14 protein-coding genes and 2 tRNA genes are annotated in these 15,573 nt (G+C 54.2%); 8 read left to right on the top strand and 8 right to left on the bottom strand.

Translation table 11 applies throughout. The annotated features are described in order from the left end of the window. Positions 1–4: 4 nt before the first annotated feature. The 6 genes from tolB (at position 5) to ACWHXD_RS24775 (ending at position 3,953) form a co-directional block, all read left to right on the top strand. Positions 5–1,285, top strand: a complete 1,281-nt coding sequence (tolB, locus tag ACWHXD_RS24800; RefSeq protein WP_032874245.1) for a Tol-Pal system beta propeller repeat protein TolB — start codon at positions 5–7, stop codon at positions 1,283–1,285. A 55-nt stretch (positions 1,286–1,340) separates the two neighbouring features. Further along, a complete protein-coding gene (pal, locus tag ACWHXD_RS24795; RefSeq protein ID WP_003193861.1) occupies positions 1,341–1,841 on the top strand; it encodes a peptidoglycan-associated lipoprotein Pal in 501 nt (166 codons plus the stop codon). 6 nt (positions 1,842–1,847) lie between these two features. Next, positions 1,848–2,678, top strand: a complete 831-nt coding sequence (gene ybgF, locus ACWHXD_RS24790; protein WP_032895511.1) for a tol-pal system protein YbgF — start codon at positions 1,848–1,850, stop codon at positions 2,676–2,678. Between the two features lie 163 nt (positions 2,679–2,841). Continuing rightward, on the top strand, positions 2,842–3,489 hold the full coding sequence (gene queE / locus ACWHXD_RS24785; protein ID WP_003193859.1) for a 7-carboxy-7-deazaguanine synthase QueE: 648 nt from the start codon (positions 2,842–2,844) through the stop codon (positions 3,487–3,489). Positions 3,490–3,612: 123 nt separating this feature from the next. Next, a tRNA-Lys gene (locus tag ACWHXD_RS24780) sits at positions 3,613–3,688 on the top strand. Positions 3,689–3,876: 188 nt separating this feature from the next. Further along, a tRNA-Pro gene (locus ACWHXD_RS24775) sits at positions 3,877–3,953 on the top strand. 169 nt (positions 3,954–4,122) lie between these two features. Here the strand turns inward: ACWHXD_RS24775 and ACWHXD_RS24770 are convergent. The 3 genes from ACWHXD_RS24770 to ACWHXD_RS24760 form a co-directional block, all read right to left on the bottom strand. After that, on the bottom strand, positions 4,123–5,442 hold the full coding sequence (locus ACWHXD_RS24770) for a site-specific integrase (RefSeq protein WP_008432853.1): 1,320 nt from the start codon (positions 5,440–5,442) through the stop codon (positions 4,123–4,125). Next, entirely contained in the window at positions 5,439–7,325 is a 1,887-nt protein-coding gene (gene mobH, locus ACWHXD_RS24765; RefSeq protein WP_008432854.1) for a MobH family relaxase, read from the bottom strand. The genes ACWHXD_RS24770 and mobH overlap by 4 nt, the downstream gene beginning before the upstream one ends. 178 nt (positions 7,326–7,503) lie before the next feature. Next, a complete protein-coding gene (locus tag ACWHXD_RS24760) occupies positions 7,504–8,805 on the bottom strand; it encodes an IS4 family transposase (protein ID WP_074059269.1) in 1,302 nt (433 codons plus the stop codon). A 156-nt stretch (positions 8,806–8,961) separates the two neighbouring features. Here ACWHXD_RS24760 and ACWHXD_RS24755 point away from each other — a divergent pair, with 156 nt between their 5' ends. Both ACWHXD_RS24755 and ACWHXD_RS24750 read left to right on the top strand, forming a co-directional pair. After that, positions 8,962–9,450 carry a hypothetical protein gene (locus tag ACWHXD_RS24755; protein ID WP_499084770.1) on the top strand — a complete coding sequence of 163 codons (489 nt, stop codon included), beginning with the start codon at positions 8,962–8,964 and terminating at the stop codon, positions 9,448–9,450. Positions 9,451–9,685: 235 nt separating this feature from the next. After that, positions 9,686–10,009 (top strand): Ac45/VOA1 transmembrane domain-containing protein, encoded by a 324-nt coding sequence (locus ACWHXD_RS24750; RefSeq protein WP_008432855.1) that lies wholly within the window; start codon positions 9,686–9,688, stop codon positions 10,007–10,009. A gap of 32 nt (positions 10,010–10,041) precedes the next feature. Here the strand turns inward: ACWHXD_RS24750 and ACWHXD_RS24745 are convergent, their stop codons facing one another. From ACWHXD_RS24745 to ACWHXD_RS24725, 5 genes are read right to left on the bottom strand one after another with little or no spacing between them, the layout of a single operon-like run. Continuing rightward, positions 10,042–11,556, bottom strand: a complete 1,515-nt coding sequence (locus tag ACWHXD_RS24745) for a conjugal transfer protein TraG N-terminal domain-containing protein (RefSeq protein WP_008432856.1) — start codon at positions 11,554–11,556, stop codon at positions 10,042–10,044. Beyond that, positions 11,553–11,933, bottom strand: coding sequence for a hypothetical protein (locus ACWHXD_RS24740; RefSeq protein WP_008432858.1), 381 nt, complete (start codon positions 11,931–11,933; stop codon positions 11,553–11,555). Before ACWHXD_RS24740 ends, ACWHXD_RS24745 begins: the two co-directional genes overlap by 4 nt. 8 nt (positions 11,934–11,941) lie before the next feature. Next, on the bottom strand, positions 11,942–13,303 hold the full coding sequence (locus ACWHXD_RS24735; protein WP_024073345.1) for an integrating conjugative element protein: 1,362 nt from the start codon (positions 13,301–13,303) through the stop codon (positions 11,942–11,944). A gap of 20 nt (positions 13,304–13,323) precedes the next feature. Continuing rightward, positions 13,324–14,265 carry a TIGR03756 family integrating conjugative element protein gene (locus ACWHXD_RS24730; protein ID WP_008432863.1) on the bottom strand — a complete coding sequence of 314 codons (942 nt, stop codon included), beginning with the start codon at positions 14,263–14,265 and terminating at the stop codon, positions 13,324–13,326. After that, positions 14,262–14,690, bottom strand: coding sequence for a TIGR03757 family integrating conjugative element protein (locus ACWHXD_RS24725; protein WP_008432865.1), 429 nt, complete (start codon positions 14,688–14,690; stop codon positions 14,262–14,264). Before ACWHXD_RS24725 ends, ACWHXD_RS24730 begins: the two co-directional genes overlap by 4 nt. Positions 14,691–15,573 lie beyond the last annotated feature (883 nt).

The raw sequence follows: 15,573 nt of genomic DNA, 5'->3' as shown, positions 1-15,573 counted from the left end.
AGGAATGCTTGTCGTTATTTGCTGTATGGCAGGGATAGCGGCGGCGGATGAAAAGAACATCCTGGTAACCAGCGGCAGTGATCGGGCCACCCCGATTGCAGTCGTGCCGTTCGGTTGGCAGGGCGGCAGCGTGCTGCCGGACGACATGGCCCAGATCGTCAGCGACGACCTGCGTAACTCCGGTTACTACGCGCCGATTCCAAAAGGCAACATGATCAGCCAGCCAACCCAGGCCAGCGAAGTCATCTTCCGTGACTGGAAGGCGGTGGGTGCCCAATACCTGATGGTCGGCAGCATCACGCCGGCCGGTGGTCGCCTGCAGATCCAGTACACGTTGTTCAACGTGGCCACCGAGCAGCAGGTTCTGACCGGCAGCGTATCGGGTACCGCCGAGCAATTGCGCGACATGGCCCACTACATCTCGGACCAGTCGTTTGAAAAACTCACCGGTATCAAAGGGGCGTTCTCGACGCGCCTGCTGTATGTCACGGCTGAGCGTTTCTCTGTAGACAACACCCGCTACACCCTGCAGCGTTCGGACTACGACGGTGCACGTGCAGTGACCTTGCTGCAGTCCCGTGAGCCAATCCTGTCGCCGCGTTTTGCGCCAGACGGCAAGCGTATTGCCTACGTATCGTTCGAACAGCGTCGCCCGCGCATCTTTGTGCAGCACATTGATACTGGCCGTCGTGAGCAGATCACCAACTTCGAAGGCCTCAACGGTGCGCCAGCCTGGTCGCCGGATGGTTCACGCCTGGCTTTCGTGCTGTCCAAGGACGGCAACCCGGATATCTACGTGATGAACATGGCCTCGCGTCAGCTCTCGCGTGTGACCAGCGGCCCGGGCATCAACACCGAACCGTTCTGGGGTAAGGATGGCTCGACTATCTACTTCACCTCCGACCGTGGCGGCAAGCCTCAGGTCTACAAGGCAAATGTGAACGGCGGCGGTGCGGAACGTGTGACCTTTATTGGTAACTACAACGCCAACCCCAAGCTTTCGGCCGATGAAAAGACGTTGGTGATGATTCACCGTCAGGATGGTTTCACTAATTTCCGGGTTGCGGCCCAGGATTTGCAGCGCGGAACCGTAAAAATCCTTACAGATACCAACCTTGATGAGTCAGCCACTGTTGCGCCCAACGGCACCATGGTAATCTACGCCACCCGCCAGCAGGGCCGGGGAGTCTTGATGCTCGTGTCCATCAATGGACGCGTAAGGCTCCCACTTCCTACCGCACAAGGCGAAGTCAGAGAACCATCCTGGTCCCCTTACCTGAACTGACGCGGCGCTACAAAAAGAAGTACTTAACACACTGGGGTTCATTAGGAGTTTCACGATGGAAATGCTGAAGTTTGGTAAGTTTGCTGCTCTGGCTCTGGCTCTGTCCGTAGCCGTTGGTTGCTCCTCTAAAGGCGGCGACAATGCCGGTGAAGGCGCAGCTGTTGATCCAAACGCTGGTTACGGCGCCAACACTGGTGCGGTCGACGGCTCCCTGAGCGAAGAAGCTGCTCTGCGCGCTATCACCACTTTCTACTTCGAATACGACAGTTCGGACCTGAAGCCAGAAGCCATGCGCGCTCTGGACGTTCATGCCAAGGACCTGAAAGCTAACGGCGCTCGCGTTGTTCTGGAAGGTAACACTGACGCCCGTGGTACTCGTGAGTACAACATGGCTCTGGGCGAGCGTCGTGCGAAAGCCGTTCAGCGCTACCTGGTACTGCAAGGTGTTGCTCCAGGCCAACTGGAACTGGTTTCCTACGGTAAAGAGCGTCCAGTTGCAACTGGCAACGACGAACAGTCGTGGGCTCAGAACCGTCGCGTCGAACTGCGTAAGTAATTCGTCATGCGAACGTGCCGTCGTGCTCTAACTGTATTGGCTCTCAGCTTCGCACCGCTTGCGGTGTGGGCTGCGGTTCCTGTAACGGATAGCAACTCAGGCTATAACAATAGCGGGAGCAGTTATCCGCCAGCAGGTTATGGCACGAACGGCGCCTATGCGGGGGGAGCGGCTACGTCCGCTCCCTCGGCACAGGGCGAGCTGTTCAACCAGCTGCAACGCATGCAGGATCAATTGGCGCAGCAACAAGGCACCATTGAAGTTCTGCAAAATGAAGTGCGTCAGCTGAAGCAAGAAGGCCTGGAGCGATACCAGGATCTTGATCGTCGTATTGGAGCCGGTGTTGCACCTGCCGCTACTCCTGATAATTCTTCTGCCGGTGGCGCACCCAGTGCCGCTGCCGGTGGCGCCGCAGCGGGGGTCGCTGCTGCTGCCCCTGCTGCCAGCAGCGAGCCGGGTGATCCTGCGAAGGAAAAACTGTATTACGATGCAGCCTTCGACCTGATCAAGGCCAAGGACTTCGATAAAGCCAGCCAGGCTTTTACCGCTTTCCTGCGCAAATACCCTAACAGCCAATACGCGGGCAATGCCCAGTACTGGTTGGGTGAGGTCAACCTGGCAAAGGGTGATTTGCAAGCGGCGGGCCAGGCTTTTGCCAAGGTCAGCCAGCTGTACCCCAAGCACGCCAAGGTTCCGGATTCGCTGTACAAACTCGCTGACGTAGAGCGCCGCCTGGGTCATACCGACAAGGTCAAAGGCATTCTGCAGCAGGTGGTTGCCCAGTACCCGGGTACCTCCGCGGCTCAGTTGGCCCAACGGGACCTGCAACGCTTGTAAGCGATGCAGCCGTTTAGAAGAAACCCGCGCTTGTCGCGGGTTTTTTCGTTAGAATCCACGCCCTTTTATGAAACACGCTTCCTGGGGTTGACGCGTTGGCGCAATCCCTTGAAGTGCCTGACGGAGGCGGACAGCCTGTTTAGCTGTTACGCCCGTGGCGACTATGCAAGACACATTACGTATTACCGAAGTCTTTTACTCGTTGCAGGGTGAAACGCGCACTGCTGGCCTGCCCACTGTCTTTGTACGGTTGACCGGCTGCCCATTGCGCTGCCAGTACTGTGACAGCGCCTACGCCTTCAGTGGCGGCACCGTGCGCACCCTCGACGACATCCTGGAACAGGTTGCCGGCTACCGGCCGCGCTACGTCTGCGTGACGGGCGGCGAGCCCTTGGCGCAACCCAACGCCATCCCATTGCTCAAGCAACTGTGTGACGCCGGCTACGAGGTCTCACTGGAAACCAGCGGCGCCCTGGACATCTCTGCGGTCGATTCGCGCGTCAGCCGCGTCGTCGACCTCAAGACCCCGGACTCCAAGGAAGCCCACCGCAACCGCTACGAGAACATCGACTTGCTGACGGCCAACGATCAGGTCAAGTTCGTCATCTGTTCTCGCGACGATTATGACTGGGCCACCTCCAAGCTGATCCAGTATGGCCTGGAGCGTCGGGCGGGCGAGGTGCTGTTCTCGCCCAGCCATCACGACCTGAACGCCCGGGAGCTGGCGGACTGGGTAGTGGCGGACAACCTGCCGGTGCGCCTGCAATTGCAGCTGCACAAGTACCTGTGGAACGACGAGCCGGGGCGCTGATCAGGCGGCTGCGAGACGCGTTCTACCCACCGAATTACCGTTCAAATGCGTTTTTTCTGATTTATTTAAAATAAGGTGTTGAATAATCCTTAGAAATCAGTATTATACGCGCCACCACACAGCGGGTCGTTAGCTCAGTTGGTAGAGCAGTTGGCTTTTAACCAATTGGTCGTAGGTTCGAATCCCACACGACCCACCATTTTTGAGACCAGTTGACGCTGGAATCAAATCTTAGAATCAGAGGTTCTAGCTCTGATAGAGGCGGTTTTACGGTTTTGGAAAGTGTTACAGCACTTAGATATCGCCGTAGACATGCAGCCGTCTGAGGCGAACAGTAGTTTCGGTTCGTCATGATGTCAATGTGCATAGGCTTTGCGATGCGCATTCCGGGGTATAGCGCAGTCCGGTAGCGCGCCTGCTTTGGGAGCAGGATGTCGGGAGTTCGAATCCCCCTACCCCGACCATATTTAATGAAAAAGGCGTCTTTATGACGCCTTTTTTTGTGCCTTGAGCAAAGTCGTACCGTTCGTCTGGAAAAAATCCGGATTTCGACCTGGTTCTTTATTCCGGGCATGCGAAAGCCTCTGGCCAACCAGAATTCCCTATAGCCAGTGCGCTTTGATTATGAGCGTACTAGGGCGATGCTCTGGAAAATGATGAGCTTCGCATTGAATGCTCAGTTGAGGTGCGTTTCCTGAATGTGCCGACACCAAGCCCGCTCGCCATTAGCGTCAATAGTAGACTCTGCTCTACTTGATCTACTGGTGGGTCCATAGAGCATGTCATTGACTCGCGATGCAGTTGCGCAGATGCGAGCTCGAGAGCCTTCTGTAGCGCGCTTCGGCCAGTCGACTTGGTCCGCCGATCAATACTGACCTCTGTGCTGCTAGATTGTTGTGGAGCTGGCAGCTTCTTGGGCTCTGGTTGAGCGGTTTCCTGTGAATGCACACCTATTTTGGCGGGTAAGGGGGCAGAGGGTTTGCCACTTGGATCAACCCGTGTCACTCGGCTCAGAGCGCCCTGAGCCCGACTCCGCTCATGTAGAACAGCACGCATATGGTCGTAGTCCGCCTCTATGTAATTCATCGTTGTCGCTAGATTCGAATGATTCAGCAGGCTTTTCGTGAGATGAATGTTTCGCTCAGGCTGCTTCATCAAGTCTGTTGCTAATGTGTGCCTGAAGCGGTGAGGGGTCATGCGCACGCCGATCTTATCGGTGAGCTTGCCGTACATTGACTCCACCTGGTCGATGTTCATTTCCTTGCCATGGAAGTGACGAGAGAATCTGTTGACGTTGAACAGCTGATCGTCTGGTGAAAAACCGATTTTCTCGGCCTCCCCCAAGATCCTGGATAAGTGTGGAGCGAGTCCTTCCATAATGGGGAGGAAAAACTCCCGATGGGTCTTCTCTGTTTCACCGCGGACCAAGATCATCTGGCTGTCCCAGTCGATATCTTTGTAACGCAGGCACAGCAGGGCATTCAGACGTATGCCTGTGTAATAAAACATCTCGAAGACGCTGAGCCAGAACCAGGCAGGTGTGATCTGGCTACGTTCATGCGTACAACGTTCTTGGCCTACAAGGGATATGAGCCAGTTGCGTGCTCGTTGGATGGCGTCTCCATTGATTGTCTTGCTGGCTCGCTTTGGTGGGATAACGCTGGTTTTCTTGAATGGGTTGATCGTGGTATGGGTCATCAGGCCGTGTTCTATGGCGTAGCCCCAAACAGTTCGAAGGTGATTTGAATAGGTGTTCCAGCTGCGTTTGGATAATCCGTTCTCAAGGACTTTTTTTCGCCATGTCAGAACCGCACGATGATCGATCTCCTCAACTGAGGCCGTTCGGAAATGCTTGAGTAGTGCTTTGGTCGAGGCGCGATAGATCTTTGCACTGGCAGGCCGCAGATCATGGGCAAAGATGTATTCCTCCGTCAGATTCGAGGGCGTCGTCATTGTGGCGGCTCCGTTGCTTCTGACTTCAAGGACAGGCTGATATTGTCGAAAGGGACCTCAGAGAAGATTGTTCGCGGGTCTAGTAGTAAGTACCCCTTGAGCTGCTTGGATTTTCGAGGTCCAACAACGTCACAGGTCCAAATATTCAAACTCTTATGCGTTTTTCGATGAAGTTTCTGTTTCTCGAAACTACGTTGAACCAGCTGCCAGGCGCTGACTTGCTGTACTTTGGCTTGCTGTTCGATATGGGGGAATTCAAGGACGTAGCGTTTGAAAATTCCAGGCGTTACCAGCATAGCGGTCCCTGCTACGGTATGAACCAGCGCTTTGGTATCGTTGATAATGATGGTCCGGGATGCGATGCCTTTCTTAAGCCATTCAACAAATCCCTGACCGATCTCGGTGTTATTGCTAGGCATCGGAGTGACTTCTTCGATTATTGCTAAAGGCGCACCTCCTTGATTGGAGGTTTGGGAAGGCTGGATTTCATCCAGTTTCGGAGGCGCGGTATGTGCCGCTGAGACCGCTTTGTTTTTGGTGTCTTCTGATGGCTCATTGATGTTACCAAGGAGCGCCAGTAGCTCGTCAAATTCATCTGTACTGCTCGAGGAATGCTGAGGTAGTTCGAACGGTGATGGCTGTGCCGGTGCTAAAGGCGCCGGCACAGGGCTGGATTGAATTTCCGAAGGCAACTTTTTGGCCGGTGTGGCGACGGTATTTTCAGCTGCAGAGTCTTCTACCGGGTTGCCAGCTTCTACCTCAAGAGTCCCAGCGTAAGCTGTGGGCCGATCACTTGGATCATTCCAGATCAGTGCCGGTGAGAGCTTCAGCAGGGTGAAGGTGTTTCGCCAGCCACGACCATTGTCTATCGTGGCTTTCCAGATTGCCTTGTCTTGGGCATTGGTTTGGATTACCCCCTGATCTTGCAGCATGTTGAAGAAAGGCGCATTCGTACTGGGTACACCTTCAACGCCTTTGGTCAGCAAATAGGCTCGCAATTGATCAGCAATAGGCTTGCTAACCAGCCAAAGAGCATCCTGTGTCAGCCATCCATCTGACGGTCCATCGGGTTGATTCAGTTTGAATGTATCTCGGACCAGGTGACGCAACCCATCTGCTAATTGACGCTGCAAAGACTGTTTGGGCGCGGACAGCGCGCGGGCTGGATTTCCACCGAGCTCCTGTGCGACGGACGCCTGATCGGCCTTGACCACGATCTCTCCCAAAATGCCGGCATGTTCGTACTGACCAGCCAAAATGAAGATTAACTGCGACCACACTTCGGGGAAATTACTGAGCCAATCTAAGATTTCTGAGGAGAGGATCTGCGCGTAGATCAGTGCGGCAGCGGCTCCGTGAAGTTGGTAGTTGCGTCCTTTCACGTAACGGAATCGATAGGGACGATCGATTGGGCCGTGCCACGGGTGCCAGGTTTTACCTCCTGCCAGCTCGACGTGCACGTCGACGGCGATCTTGCCGAGGTCGTGTATCAGAGCGCCGTAAGCCGCGGCGGCAGTCCAGGCCTCAGCCTGTGCTGATTGAGACTCCGGCGGTGCGCCTATAGGAAGCAGGTAGCTCTGTCGAATTTTCAAGGCATAGGCGACGATTTCAAGCCCGTGATCCAGCATGCCGCCAGGGTGTGCATGATGGTGGTTTTGCGAAGCAGGGAGCTGCTGGACCAACTCCGCGTAGCGCTCAAGTGGACGCCTATAGAGCTCGACAAACTGTGAGCGAGATAACGATGCGCGCTGCCAAATGTTCTCCAGTAGTTTCTGACGGCGCGGCGATGCCAGTAGTGCTTGGCTAGAGGCCGGCTGTATAAAACCGTTAGGGGAGGGGCTTTGGGCGGGTAGCGCTTTATTGCGGCGGAAAATAGAGAACATCGCCTGCTCCGTAAATGATTCATGGGGCAGGCTTTTCTCCTATCAAAGGGGGGGCGAGCAAGGGGAAAGGATCACTGGTTGCCTCGGGTATTTCTTTTGGCGAAGAGCCATCTTTCTATGGTGGTGACGGAGAAAGGAATGCAGAATTATCGTCGTTTCGGTCTAAGGGCCAGCCCTTTCAAGGTCTTTTCGTCTTGGCAGCCTTGATTATCCGGTCCGTTGAAACATGCGCATTCACCGCGGTGCCTTTAACCCATGTTTTGGGCTTGGGTACCTTGGGGCCACGGGGGCTTTTCGCAACTTGTTTAGGTTGGATATTTCTGGCAAGCGCCAATAAGTGCTGAGCCAGTTTTTCCAACGGAATGACAGGAAAATGTTCCGAGGGCAGCGCAATCTGCATTCCCTCATATCCACTCCTGACCTGAACCGCTAAATGGTAAATCGAGGCTTCCCATCCTTCAGGCTGGGTATCCCGATGAGCTTGTTCAACACTGCGTTTGAGAACAGCCAGGACGTTGTAAGCCAATACCGCCGTTGCAAACCCCAGTAAGGCAGCCTTTGGGCTGCCAAGGGTTTCGATCTCACTTTCCAGGATCGCTTCCAGTCGCTGGAACATACCTTCAATGCTCCAGCGGCGGCGATACAGTTCGGCGATCTGTTGCGCACTGACGCTCTCAGGCAGGTTGCTCCAGAACATCAAGCTGCTGTCGCCGGAGTCCGTTGGCGAATGAAGCGTCAGTTCGACACGCCGACATTGGTAACCGCCTTTGACCTGGATGATCTGCTCACGCACAGTGCCAGTTTCCACAGGTACTGGCTCTTGCCACTCACCCTCTTGAATCAAGCGTGGATGCTTGGCTTGCTGACGAATGACAAAGCAAGTTTGGACTTGCTCACAAGCCTCCATAACCGGGAGCGTGCAATAAAGCCGGTCAGCCAGCCACACTTGGCCTGGCTCGGCATTGGCCAATAAAGGCAGCACACAAACGCGCTCGCTTGCGTAGGCATCCTCACACGCCTGAAGGTCGACGACCTGATCCAGATCGGGATCGTATGCAACAACCGAAAAACCGGGACGAGCGGCGCCGCGCTCGTTGCGTAAAGCTCCCAGACGTTTTTCAGTGGATGCCAGGTGATTACCGTCCACTACCCGAACCTGCCAACCCGGCAGCATCGCCGTGCAGCCCAGCTCCCGGATGGTTGGAGCCAGGCGCTGTGCACAGCCCGTAATCAGGGCGCGCAACAGAGCAGGCTCGGTACGACTGATCTTGTCGTAGAGAGCCGCCAGGCTGACCGGAAGGTCCTCCAGTTGTCGCGCGGCGGCGTGCAGAGATGGCTTCAAGCCCAATGAAACAAGGGACATTAGCTTGATGATGGTCGAGAACAATAGCTCACGAGAATACTGCCGTTGCCGGTGTTCTTCGAAAACCTGATCAATCCACTCGGGGGCAATAGCCTGCTGCAGCGCCAGTTTGGCCATGACACTGGCAGGTGCTTTTTTTTCGAAACGCGCTAGAACTTCCGCCCACATCGTTTAGGTACCCCCTGAATGAATTTCAGGGGATTTTACAGAAGACCTTGAAAGGGCTGGGTCTAAGGGCACGGGGCCGCAGATCGACTATGTGAGGAAAAAATGATGGTTTCACTTCGCTACGCTACGAAATCAACCTCAGATAATGTTTGGGCACTTTGTGATTTGATACGTGACAATAAGTGTGATGAGATCATTCTTTTTGCTAGTGTAGGGAATGATCTTGATGATGAGGAAGCAAGGTGGGACAACAACCTTCCTCTGGTTGTCGCCTTAGCTAAATATATTATTCCTCACGTTGATAGCGTCTTGATCATTTTTGATGGAGTGTTTCTAACCGCTGCGCGTTCCGCTCGTTATGGTGAAGTACGTGAACTGCTGGATGTAGCTATTGCGTCTGACAAGGTTTATTACTCTGGGCAGAGAGCCCCACTTACTAGCGAAATGACTCCTGACGAGGCTGTTTCAACTCTTATTAATTTAGGTTCTATCCAACCGTTGACGGTTGAGTCCAGAGCTGAATACTTTTCTTTGCTTAGTAATTTTACAGAAGACGAGTTAGTTGAAGTTTATTCGACTCGCGAGATGCGTTGATGAGATTGGACCTTTTTCCCGCTGAAAGCGGCCCTTTCGGGTAAGGCTTTTACCCTTGTGAACCATTCCATTCGCTTCTACAAAACCTTTTACCTTTTGGGCCATTTTTGTTGTGAAAGGGGGGCATCTGGTGCTGAAGGCAAAGGCCGTTTGTCTCATGATCTTGCAGCATAGAAAAATCGGTATTATAAGTAATGTCAAATCGCCCCTAGACCGGGTAAGAAGGAGACGCACCATGACCGCACAGACCTCTCAGGGAGTAGCAAGTCGCTTAGGCTATGGCCTGGGTCAGGCTGCGCGCCTCGTTTGGTGCAGTCAGAACCGTACCCTGCGTTGGGTCAAGCGTCTGGTTGTGGCTGCCGTACTCCTATATTTTTCTGCAGACATTTTCAGCGGGATTATCAGCGTTGCAGTATTTACCTTGGTTTTGGGTGGAGGGCTCTGGGCGTTGAATCACAGACCTACGCCTCGCAGAAACCAGATAGAGTATGGTCAATGCTATGGCCCCGATGGCTATGGGTACTATGTTGCTGGTCAACGTGTAGACGACGATGATTAAGGGTCTCATATCAATGATATGAGACCCTTACGTTACATAACGCTACGTTTGACAGTATTCACCCCTTCCTGACCTGCCTTTTGAACATCTTTTGTTCCGCTGGTAAGGCCTTCCAATGCTTTTCCTGCGCTCACCCCTGCCCATCCCAGCGCGCCCATCCAAAACACTGGCAGGATGATGAACATCGAGCCCATCACGAAGTTTAAGATTGCGTCCTGGGTGGCAGTGTTCAAACCCATCACAGGATCAAATGATAAATGCGGAGAACCGGCTCCATATAAAGCGTCCAATATCGTGGTATCGACCCATCTAGCCAGTTGAAACCAAAAGTCCACGAATATCAGAGCGAAAAAAACAACGGACATAGTCATGGCCACTTTTAGTTGGTAAGCCCCGACGATTAGCACCAAGGGAATGCAAATCACCATCGCCATTTTCAAGAACGCCATGACCATCGGTAGCGCCTGGCGAACCATGTCCATCGCTGGAAAATAGGCCATAGATCCTAATGCAACCCCGAGAGTCCCCGCTGCCCGGGCTGCACCATTCCACACAGTTCCGTCGATTTGTCCCCCGTAGTCCGTATAAACATCCCCTTTCACCTGGTTCGACGGCGAGACCAGTTGCCGGACAAGCGAGTCAGTGACTTCGTCCGGGGACAACCACTTTGCCCAGCCGAGCATTTTGGTCATGAGGTCCGGCGACACTTGAGCCTTGATACGGTCCCGCAGTCCCACTCCGCTATCTGACCACCATTGTTTGCAAGTTGGATAGCCCCCACCTCCACCCACTTGTGGTAAACCCACATCACGAGATGCGTTATAGGGCCATGATGCCCTTGGAGTTTTGGAGTAGTCCGTGTCGTAATAACCCGAGGTGTTCAATAAATAGTGCGAACCAATCCAGCTGAGTTCCTGCGCAAAACGAGGGTCATTCCCTTGCGCTCCCAATTCGGGTTGGCGCATGAATAATCTGGCACGGGAGGGTCCATAGCAATCGTGCGTAAAGTCGCCAATTTCCTGAGCCAATAGCGGGTTGTTGATCTTGGTGTTGCTAACTTCCATGCGTACTTGCCGTAAATCAGTCCCGCAGGGAATTGCTGCTACAGCGCCATTGGTTAATCCCTTTGATAATGCATGCATTAATGCCCACCACATGGGCATCTGGGCACTCTTTCCTGCCAGTGAGCTGAATGTTGTGTTCCAGCCTGTGTCTGTGGGTTTAGGTAAGTTGTATTGACATTGCTGAGCTCTACTCTGGTCAAATGCCAAGGTATCAAAACTCACATTGACGGCTGGTACAGCGAAGAATGCGACTACGATGTAGCCAACGTAGATATTGGTTTCGATACGTGCCAGTGAGAGAACGCCTTTGTTGCCCTCATCGGCCCCCTCACCACGGACTTTCAGCCACTCTCGAATAACGATGATGCAGAAGGGGAGGGCGAATAGACCGGTATCTGAAATCATCGCCCAGATACCATTGTTGATGATCCAACCGACCAACGTCAGGTAGTACTCTAAATAGTCATTGGTGTAGAGCGTCACAGAACACCCCCTGCCTGATACAGCACCTTGCTCAGTTCAACCATCAGAAATAATAAGATCACCATTATCTCGATCTTCAACAGGCCTTTGCGCCGTTTCGAGCGTTCTGAGTTCGATAACCGTACCTTGAATTTGAACCAGGCAACGGTCAGTGCGATATAAAGCATTAGGCGCCAGGTAAAGAGCGGCCAATAGTGGTCGGTGCGCCAGGCTTGCCATTGCTCGGCGCTGTCGAACATGTTCATCAGGACAGCGCTGAGTAGGACTACGAGGGCGGCAGTCGCGAGCAAAACACCCAGAACAAGCAGAATGCTCCTCCCGGTTCGTCGAACCAGCGAACGGTTGGGAGCGGCGACAGGCTCCTGTATTTCGGTCATGGCCTTTCTCACTGTTTGTTCTGGGCGGGTGACTGCAACTGGTCCAATCGATTCGTTTCTGGGGCTCCCGGGGACACGCCACGAGAGTCTTCTGCCCGTGCTTTGCTGCGTTCAATGATGGTCAGAGGCGAGTTCTTCGCGAGCTGCTGACGCATGTCCAGTTCCATTTTGAGGTTGCCGATCTCCTGTTGCAGCGAGGAGCTCTGCTGGCCGACTGCCTGGACGGCGAGGTCATTAGCCGCGACGTTCGGTTCCCGACTGCCTGCCATCAAGGTGCGCTGTAGGGTCAGAGCTTTCTCCAACACATCGGACAACGCGACTTCGGAGGCAAGCCGGCGAGCGAGTACGTCCTGGTCGCGCTCATCCTTGAGTGCTGCTACAACGCCTCGGGTGATGGGTAACGAGTTGCTGCTCGCTGCTTCCAGGTTTTCTAGCGACAGCGTTTTGCTTCCGCTCAGCAGTTCCTGCAGGGCCTTCAGCTTGGTGTCGTACGTTTCCTGGATCAGCGGCGTGAGGCCGACGCCTGCGGCTGTCACCGTTTTAGGGCAACTGTCACAGGTCTGCTGTTGTTGTTCACCCAGGACACGATTGGCAAAGGTGGTGGCTTCCTGGGGCGATGACCAGACATTGCACACCATGCCGTTGTTGCAGTTCGCTTTACTGATGGATGCGGTGTCGCCGGCCGCGCGCTTGTTCAGAAGGTTGTAGCCCGCCTTGGTGACGTCGCCTACGATACGAATTGGCTTCTGACCGGAACCACCTGCTCTATCACCACCAACCCAAGTGACGCCATCGTTTCCACCTTTCTTTTCGACTTGTTCCACCGCCGACACTGCGTCTGTGTTGGATGTTAGCGCCTGACTCATAGCCTGACCTTCAGCAAGCTTGCCCCAGCCCATTTGGTTACCGGCGATATCCGCCATCTTTTCGCCAATGGCGCGGCAGGTGCCTTTGGAGCGGTCGAAGTCCAGGCGGGCCTGCAAAATGCCGTTGGTGATGAGGTTGTATAGCGCCGGGTTCGCACGTTGAAGAATCAGTGCCGGCAGCGAAGCCACGGCGCTGGTGGCGCTCTGTACCACCGAGCTCATGATGTTTTTGAAGCCGGAAGTGGCACCATTCAATTGGTTTTCAAGGGTTGTGCTCAGGCTCATGTTTCCGCAGATTAGATTGGTATTCCAACCGCCTCCCACAGAAATACTATCCATGTTGCCTGCGCTCCCCATGGTGACTGCGTTGCCGCCGCCAATGCTATACAGCACGTTGTCCCCAATGACGCTTCCGGAGGAGGAGACGTTGATTGGATCAGCAGAGAGCGCTATTGCACTGCTGAGGCTGCAGGCGAGCCCTATCGCCAAGGTAGTGAGTTTCATGCTTTGCTCCGATCGCTGTTTCATTGGAAGTCCGTACTGCCGAGGAAGGTCTGTCCTCGACGCTGGCAACACGAATAAGGGCGCCAGAGTGCCCAGGCGTAGCCGCCATCCTGCGCATCGATGTTCGGATCGATGGTGGGAAAGGTTGCGCAAGTCGGGTTGAGGACTGGGGTGAGCTCTTGCCACTTACCAGTGGAGGCGTCACCTTCGCGTAGCGGCCCTGCGGGCCAGTAACCGGGGTAGGGAAGGGCGAGCATCGGCAAGTAGACATGGACCTGGCCTGGGCGGGTAACCACGTCGCCGGCACGCTGCGCAATAACTGCGCCCGTTTTGTAGTCGTCAGTCTGGTTAAGGAAGCCGCTACGCGGGTAGACGTTCCCCCAGCTGCTTGCTGAGAGCAGGCTACCGACTTCGCGCATGCCCGGAATGAGTGCTTCGGGGTATACGGATTCCGGGACGCCGTATCGCCAAGCAATGGGGTCAAGGGTGCTCAGAAAGTAAGGCACAAGCGGTAAGGTTGCGCCTTTGCATACATAGCCCGAGGCGCTGGCAAACTGACTCAACGCCGCACCACCTGGATGGCCGATGACATCGGCTTCCTTAAATTTGATGATGTTGTTCTCTGCAACGTGATTGGTAGTGCCGTCGTTGCCCGCTTGGGCCATCGGATTCGGGGTGCCAAGAGGTGACATCTCTATCCAAGGGTTCATCCCGGTATTCGCATATGCAGACACCACAGCGTCCGGTACGTAGTGACGAACCTTGGTCGAGGTTTTGACTTTGCATCCGAATGGCGTGCAGAGCAGCCAATAGCAGATGCCGACCACTTTGTACTCCAGGCAGGTTGGTGACAGGGTCGAGGCAATAATCGCTGCCGAGTTGATCGCAGCCGATGCACTGAATGACAGGCTGAAAGTGATAGCCAGCGACAAAGGCCGGATCGCAAAACGTGAGCGTCTCATCGTGACAGGCTCCGTGCTCGTTCAATCAACGCGACGGCTTTAGCTGCGTCAGGCTCGCCGTACACGACGTAGCGACGATCTACGACCACGGCTGGGAGTTTTTCGACTCGCAGGCTCCAGGCGTCTATGACGCCCTGCTGGGCTTGGGCCAACTCGTTTTGCAGATGCTTCCCTGCAGGGCTGACAAGGTAGCGTTGAATGGCCGCTTCTGCCTGGCGTGGATCGGCGGGTAGTTGGTTGGAAAGTTGTTCTTCAAGGCGCTGCTGATCATCCAGGAAGATGACGCGAGCGCCAGAAGGTGCGGATACTGGATGTGCTCGGTTTGTAATGACCCACGTCTCCGCGTGGGACGCAGTTGACAAGAACAGTAGCAGTGAAAACAGCCAGCGCCGCGTTTCGCTAATGTGGGTAAGGATCTGGAGCATGGCACCGTACCTGATATGGATTCAGGTACAGAAGACCGGATGGCTGTCTTGAGCGCAGTAAGAAATAGGAATTTGGAAGCTTTGGGTATTTGAGAGCGACGAATTCGTGTGGGTTGGATTAGAGATGGCACTTGGTCGGCTCAAATTGACGACGCAGTGAGTACGCAGTTAACTGGCTATCCACACAGCAAGAGTTCAAGCCAAGTTTATGAGGCGACCCTTCTTGGCCCCATCGCCGCCGATGGTCCACAGTACGCCAGTCGGACGAGTCTCGCCACCGCCCCACGACATAACGAAAAATCACTTCTATTGAAGCTTCGGGCGACATCAACGGCAAAATGCTCGCCCTGCCGATATCGTCAGCGGGTTTGGTCGTGCTGGAGAAAACAACCTCAAGATTCGAAGGCTTTATCTTTATCCTTGGGCAGGCAGTAGTTTGTGCTGTCCTGCTTGAGATCCTTCACGATCAAATGTTGCAAACGGAGCGCCTGCTGCACAGCTTCAATGTCATCTTCGATGACGTTAAGGATAAGATAAAAACCTATCCTCCGAGACCGTATTGCTGTTAAAGACCATCCTGCCGATTGCGTTTTCGGTGCTCTACGTAGTGCCTAATTTCCGCAGCCCATGAGGCTTTTGTGACACGTTCGTAGTCTCATTTAGCTACGCCCAAACGATTCATCCGCCTGTAGCGGTCAAAGCCGCTTTTCATAATAGGAAGATATGCATTTTTATAAAAAATCTCTAGATGCTCCAGGTGGGATACGAGTTGATTTCTGATGGTCGTATGATGCATTCAGCGTGCTCTGCCAATAAAGCTAAACTTTAAATAGTTGAACTCACGAGCTCTACGAGAGGCCTTACAGATATGTAATATTCGCGG

Source organism: Pseudomonas fjordensis, assembly GCF_976987115.1.
The sequence above is the reverse complement of the archived record's forward strand: the minus strand, read 5'-3'. Positions and strand labels throughout refer to the sequence as shown.

Coding starts and splice junctions, on each gene's coding strand:
- tolB (WP_032874245.1), top strand. CDS start 5: ATGCTTGTCGTTATTTGCTGTATGGCAGGGATAGCGGCGGCGGATGAA.
- pal (WP_003193861.1), top strand. CDS start 1,341: ATGGAAATGCTGAAGTTTGGTAAGTTTGCTGCTCTGGCTCTGGCTCTG.
- ybgF (WP_032895511.1), top strand. CDS start 1,848: ATGCGAACGTGCCGTCGTGCTCTAACTGTATTGGCTCTCAGCTTCGCA.
- queE (WP_003193859.1), top strand. CDS start 2,842: ATGCAAGACACATTACGTATTACCGAAGTCTTTTACTCGTTGCAGGGT.
- ACWHXD_RS24770 (WP_008432853.1), bottom strand. CDS start 5,442: ATGACGACGCCCTCGAATCTGACGGAGGAATACATCTTTGCCCATGAT.
- mobH (WP_008432854.1), bottom strand. CDS start 7,325: ATGTTCTCTATTTTCCGCCGCAATAAAGCGCTACCCGCCCAAAGCCCC.
- ACWHXD_RS24760 (WP_074059269.1), bottom strand. CDS start 8,805: ATGGCCAAACTGGCGCTGCAGCAGGCTATTGCCCCCGAGTGGATTGAT.
- ACWHXD_RS24755 (WP_499084770.1), top strand. CDS start 8,962: ATGGTTTCACTTCGCTACGCTACGAAATCAACCTCAGATAATGTTTGG.
- ACWHXD_RS24750 (WP_008432855.1), top strand. CDS start 9,686: ATGACCGCACAGACCTCTCAGGGAGTAGCAAGTCGCTTAGGCTATGGC.
- ACWHXD_RS24740 (WP_008432858.1), bottom strand. CDS start 11,933: ATGACCGAAATACAGGAGCCTGTCGCCGCTCCCAACCGTTCGCTGGTT.
- ACWHXD_RS24735 (WP_024073345.1), bottom strand. CDS start 13,303: ATGAAACTCACTACCTTGGCGATAGGGCTCGCCTGCAGCCTCAGCAGT.
- ACWHXD_RS24730 (WP_008432863.1), bottom strand. CDS start 14,265: ATGAGACGCTCACGTTTTGCGATCCGGCCTTTGTCGCTGGCTATCACT.
- ACWHXD_RS24725 (WP_008432865.1), bottom strand. CDS start 14,690: ATGCTCCAGATCCTTACCCACATTAGCGAAACGCGGCGCTGGCTGTTT.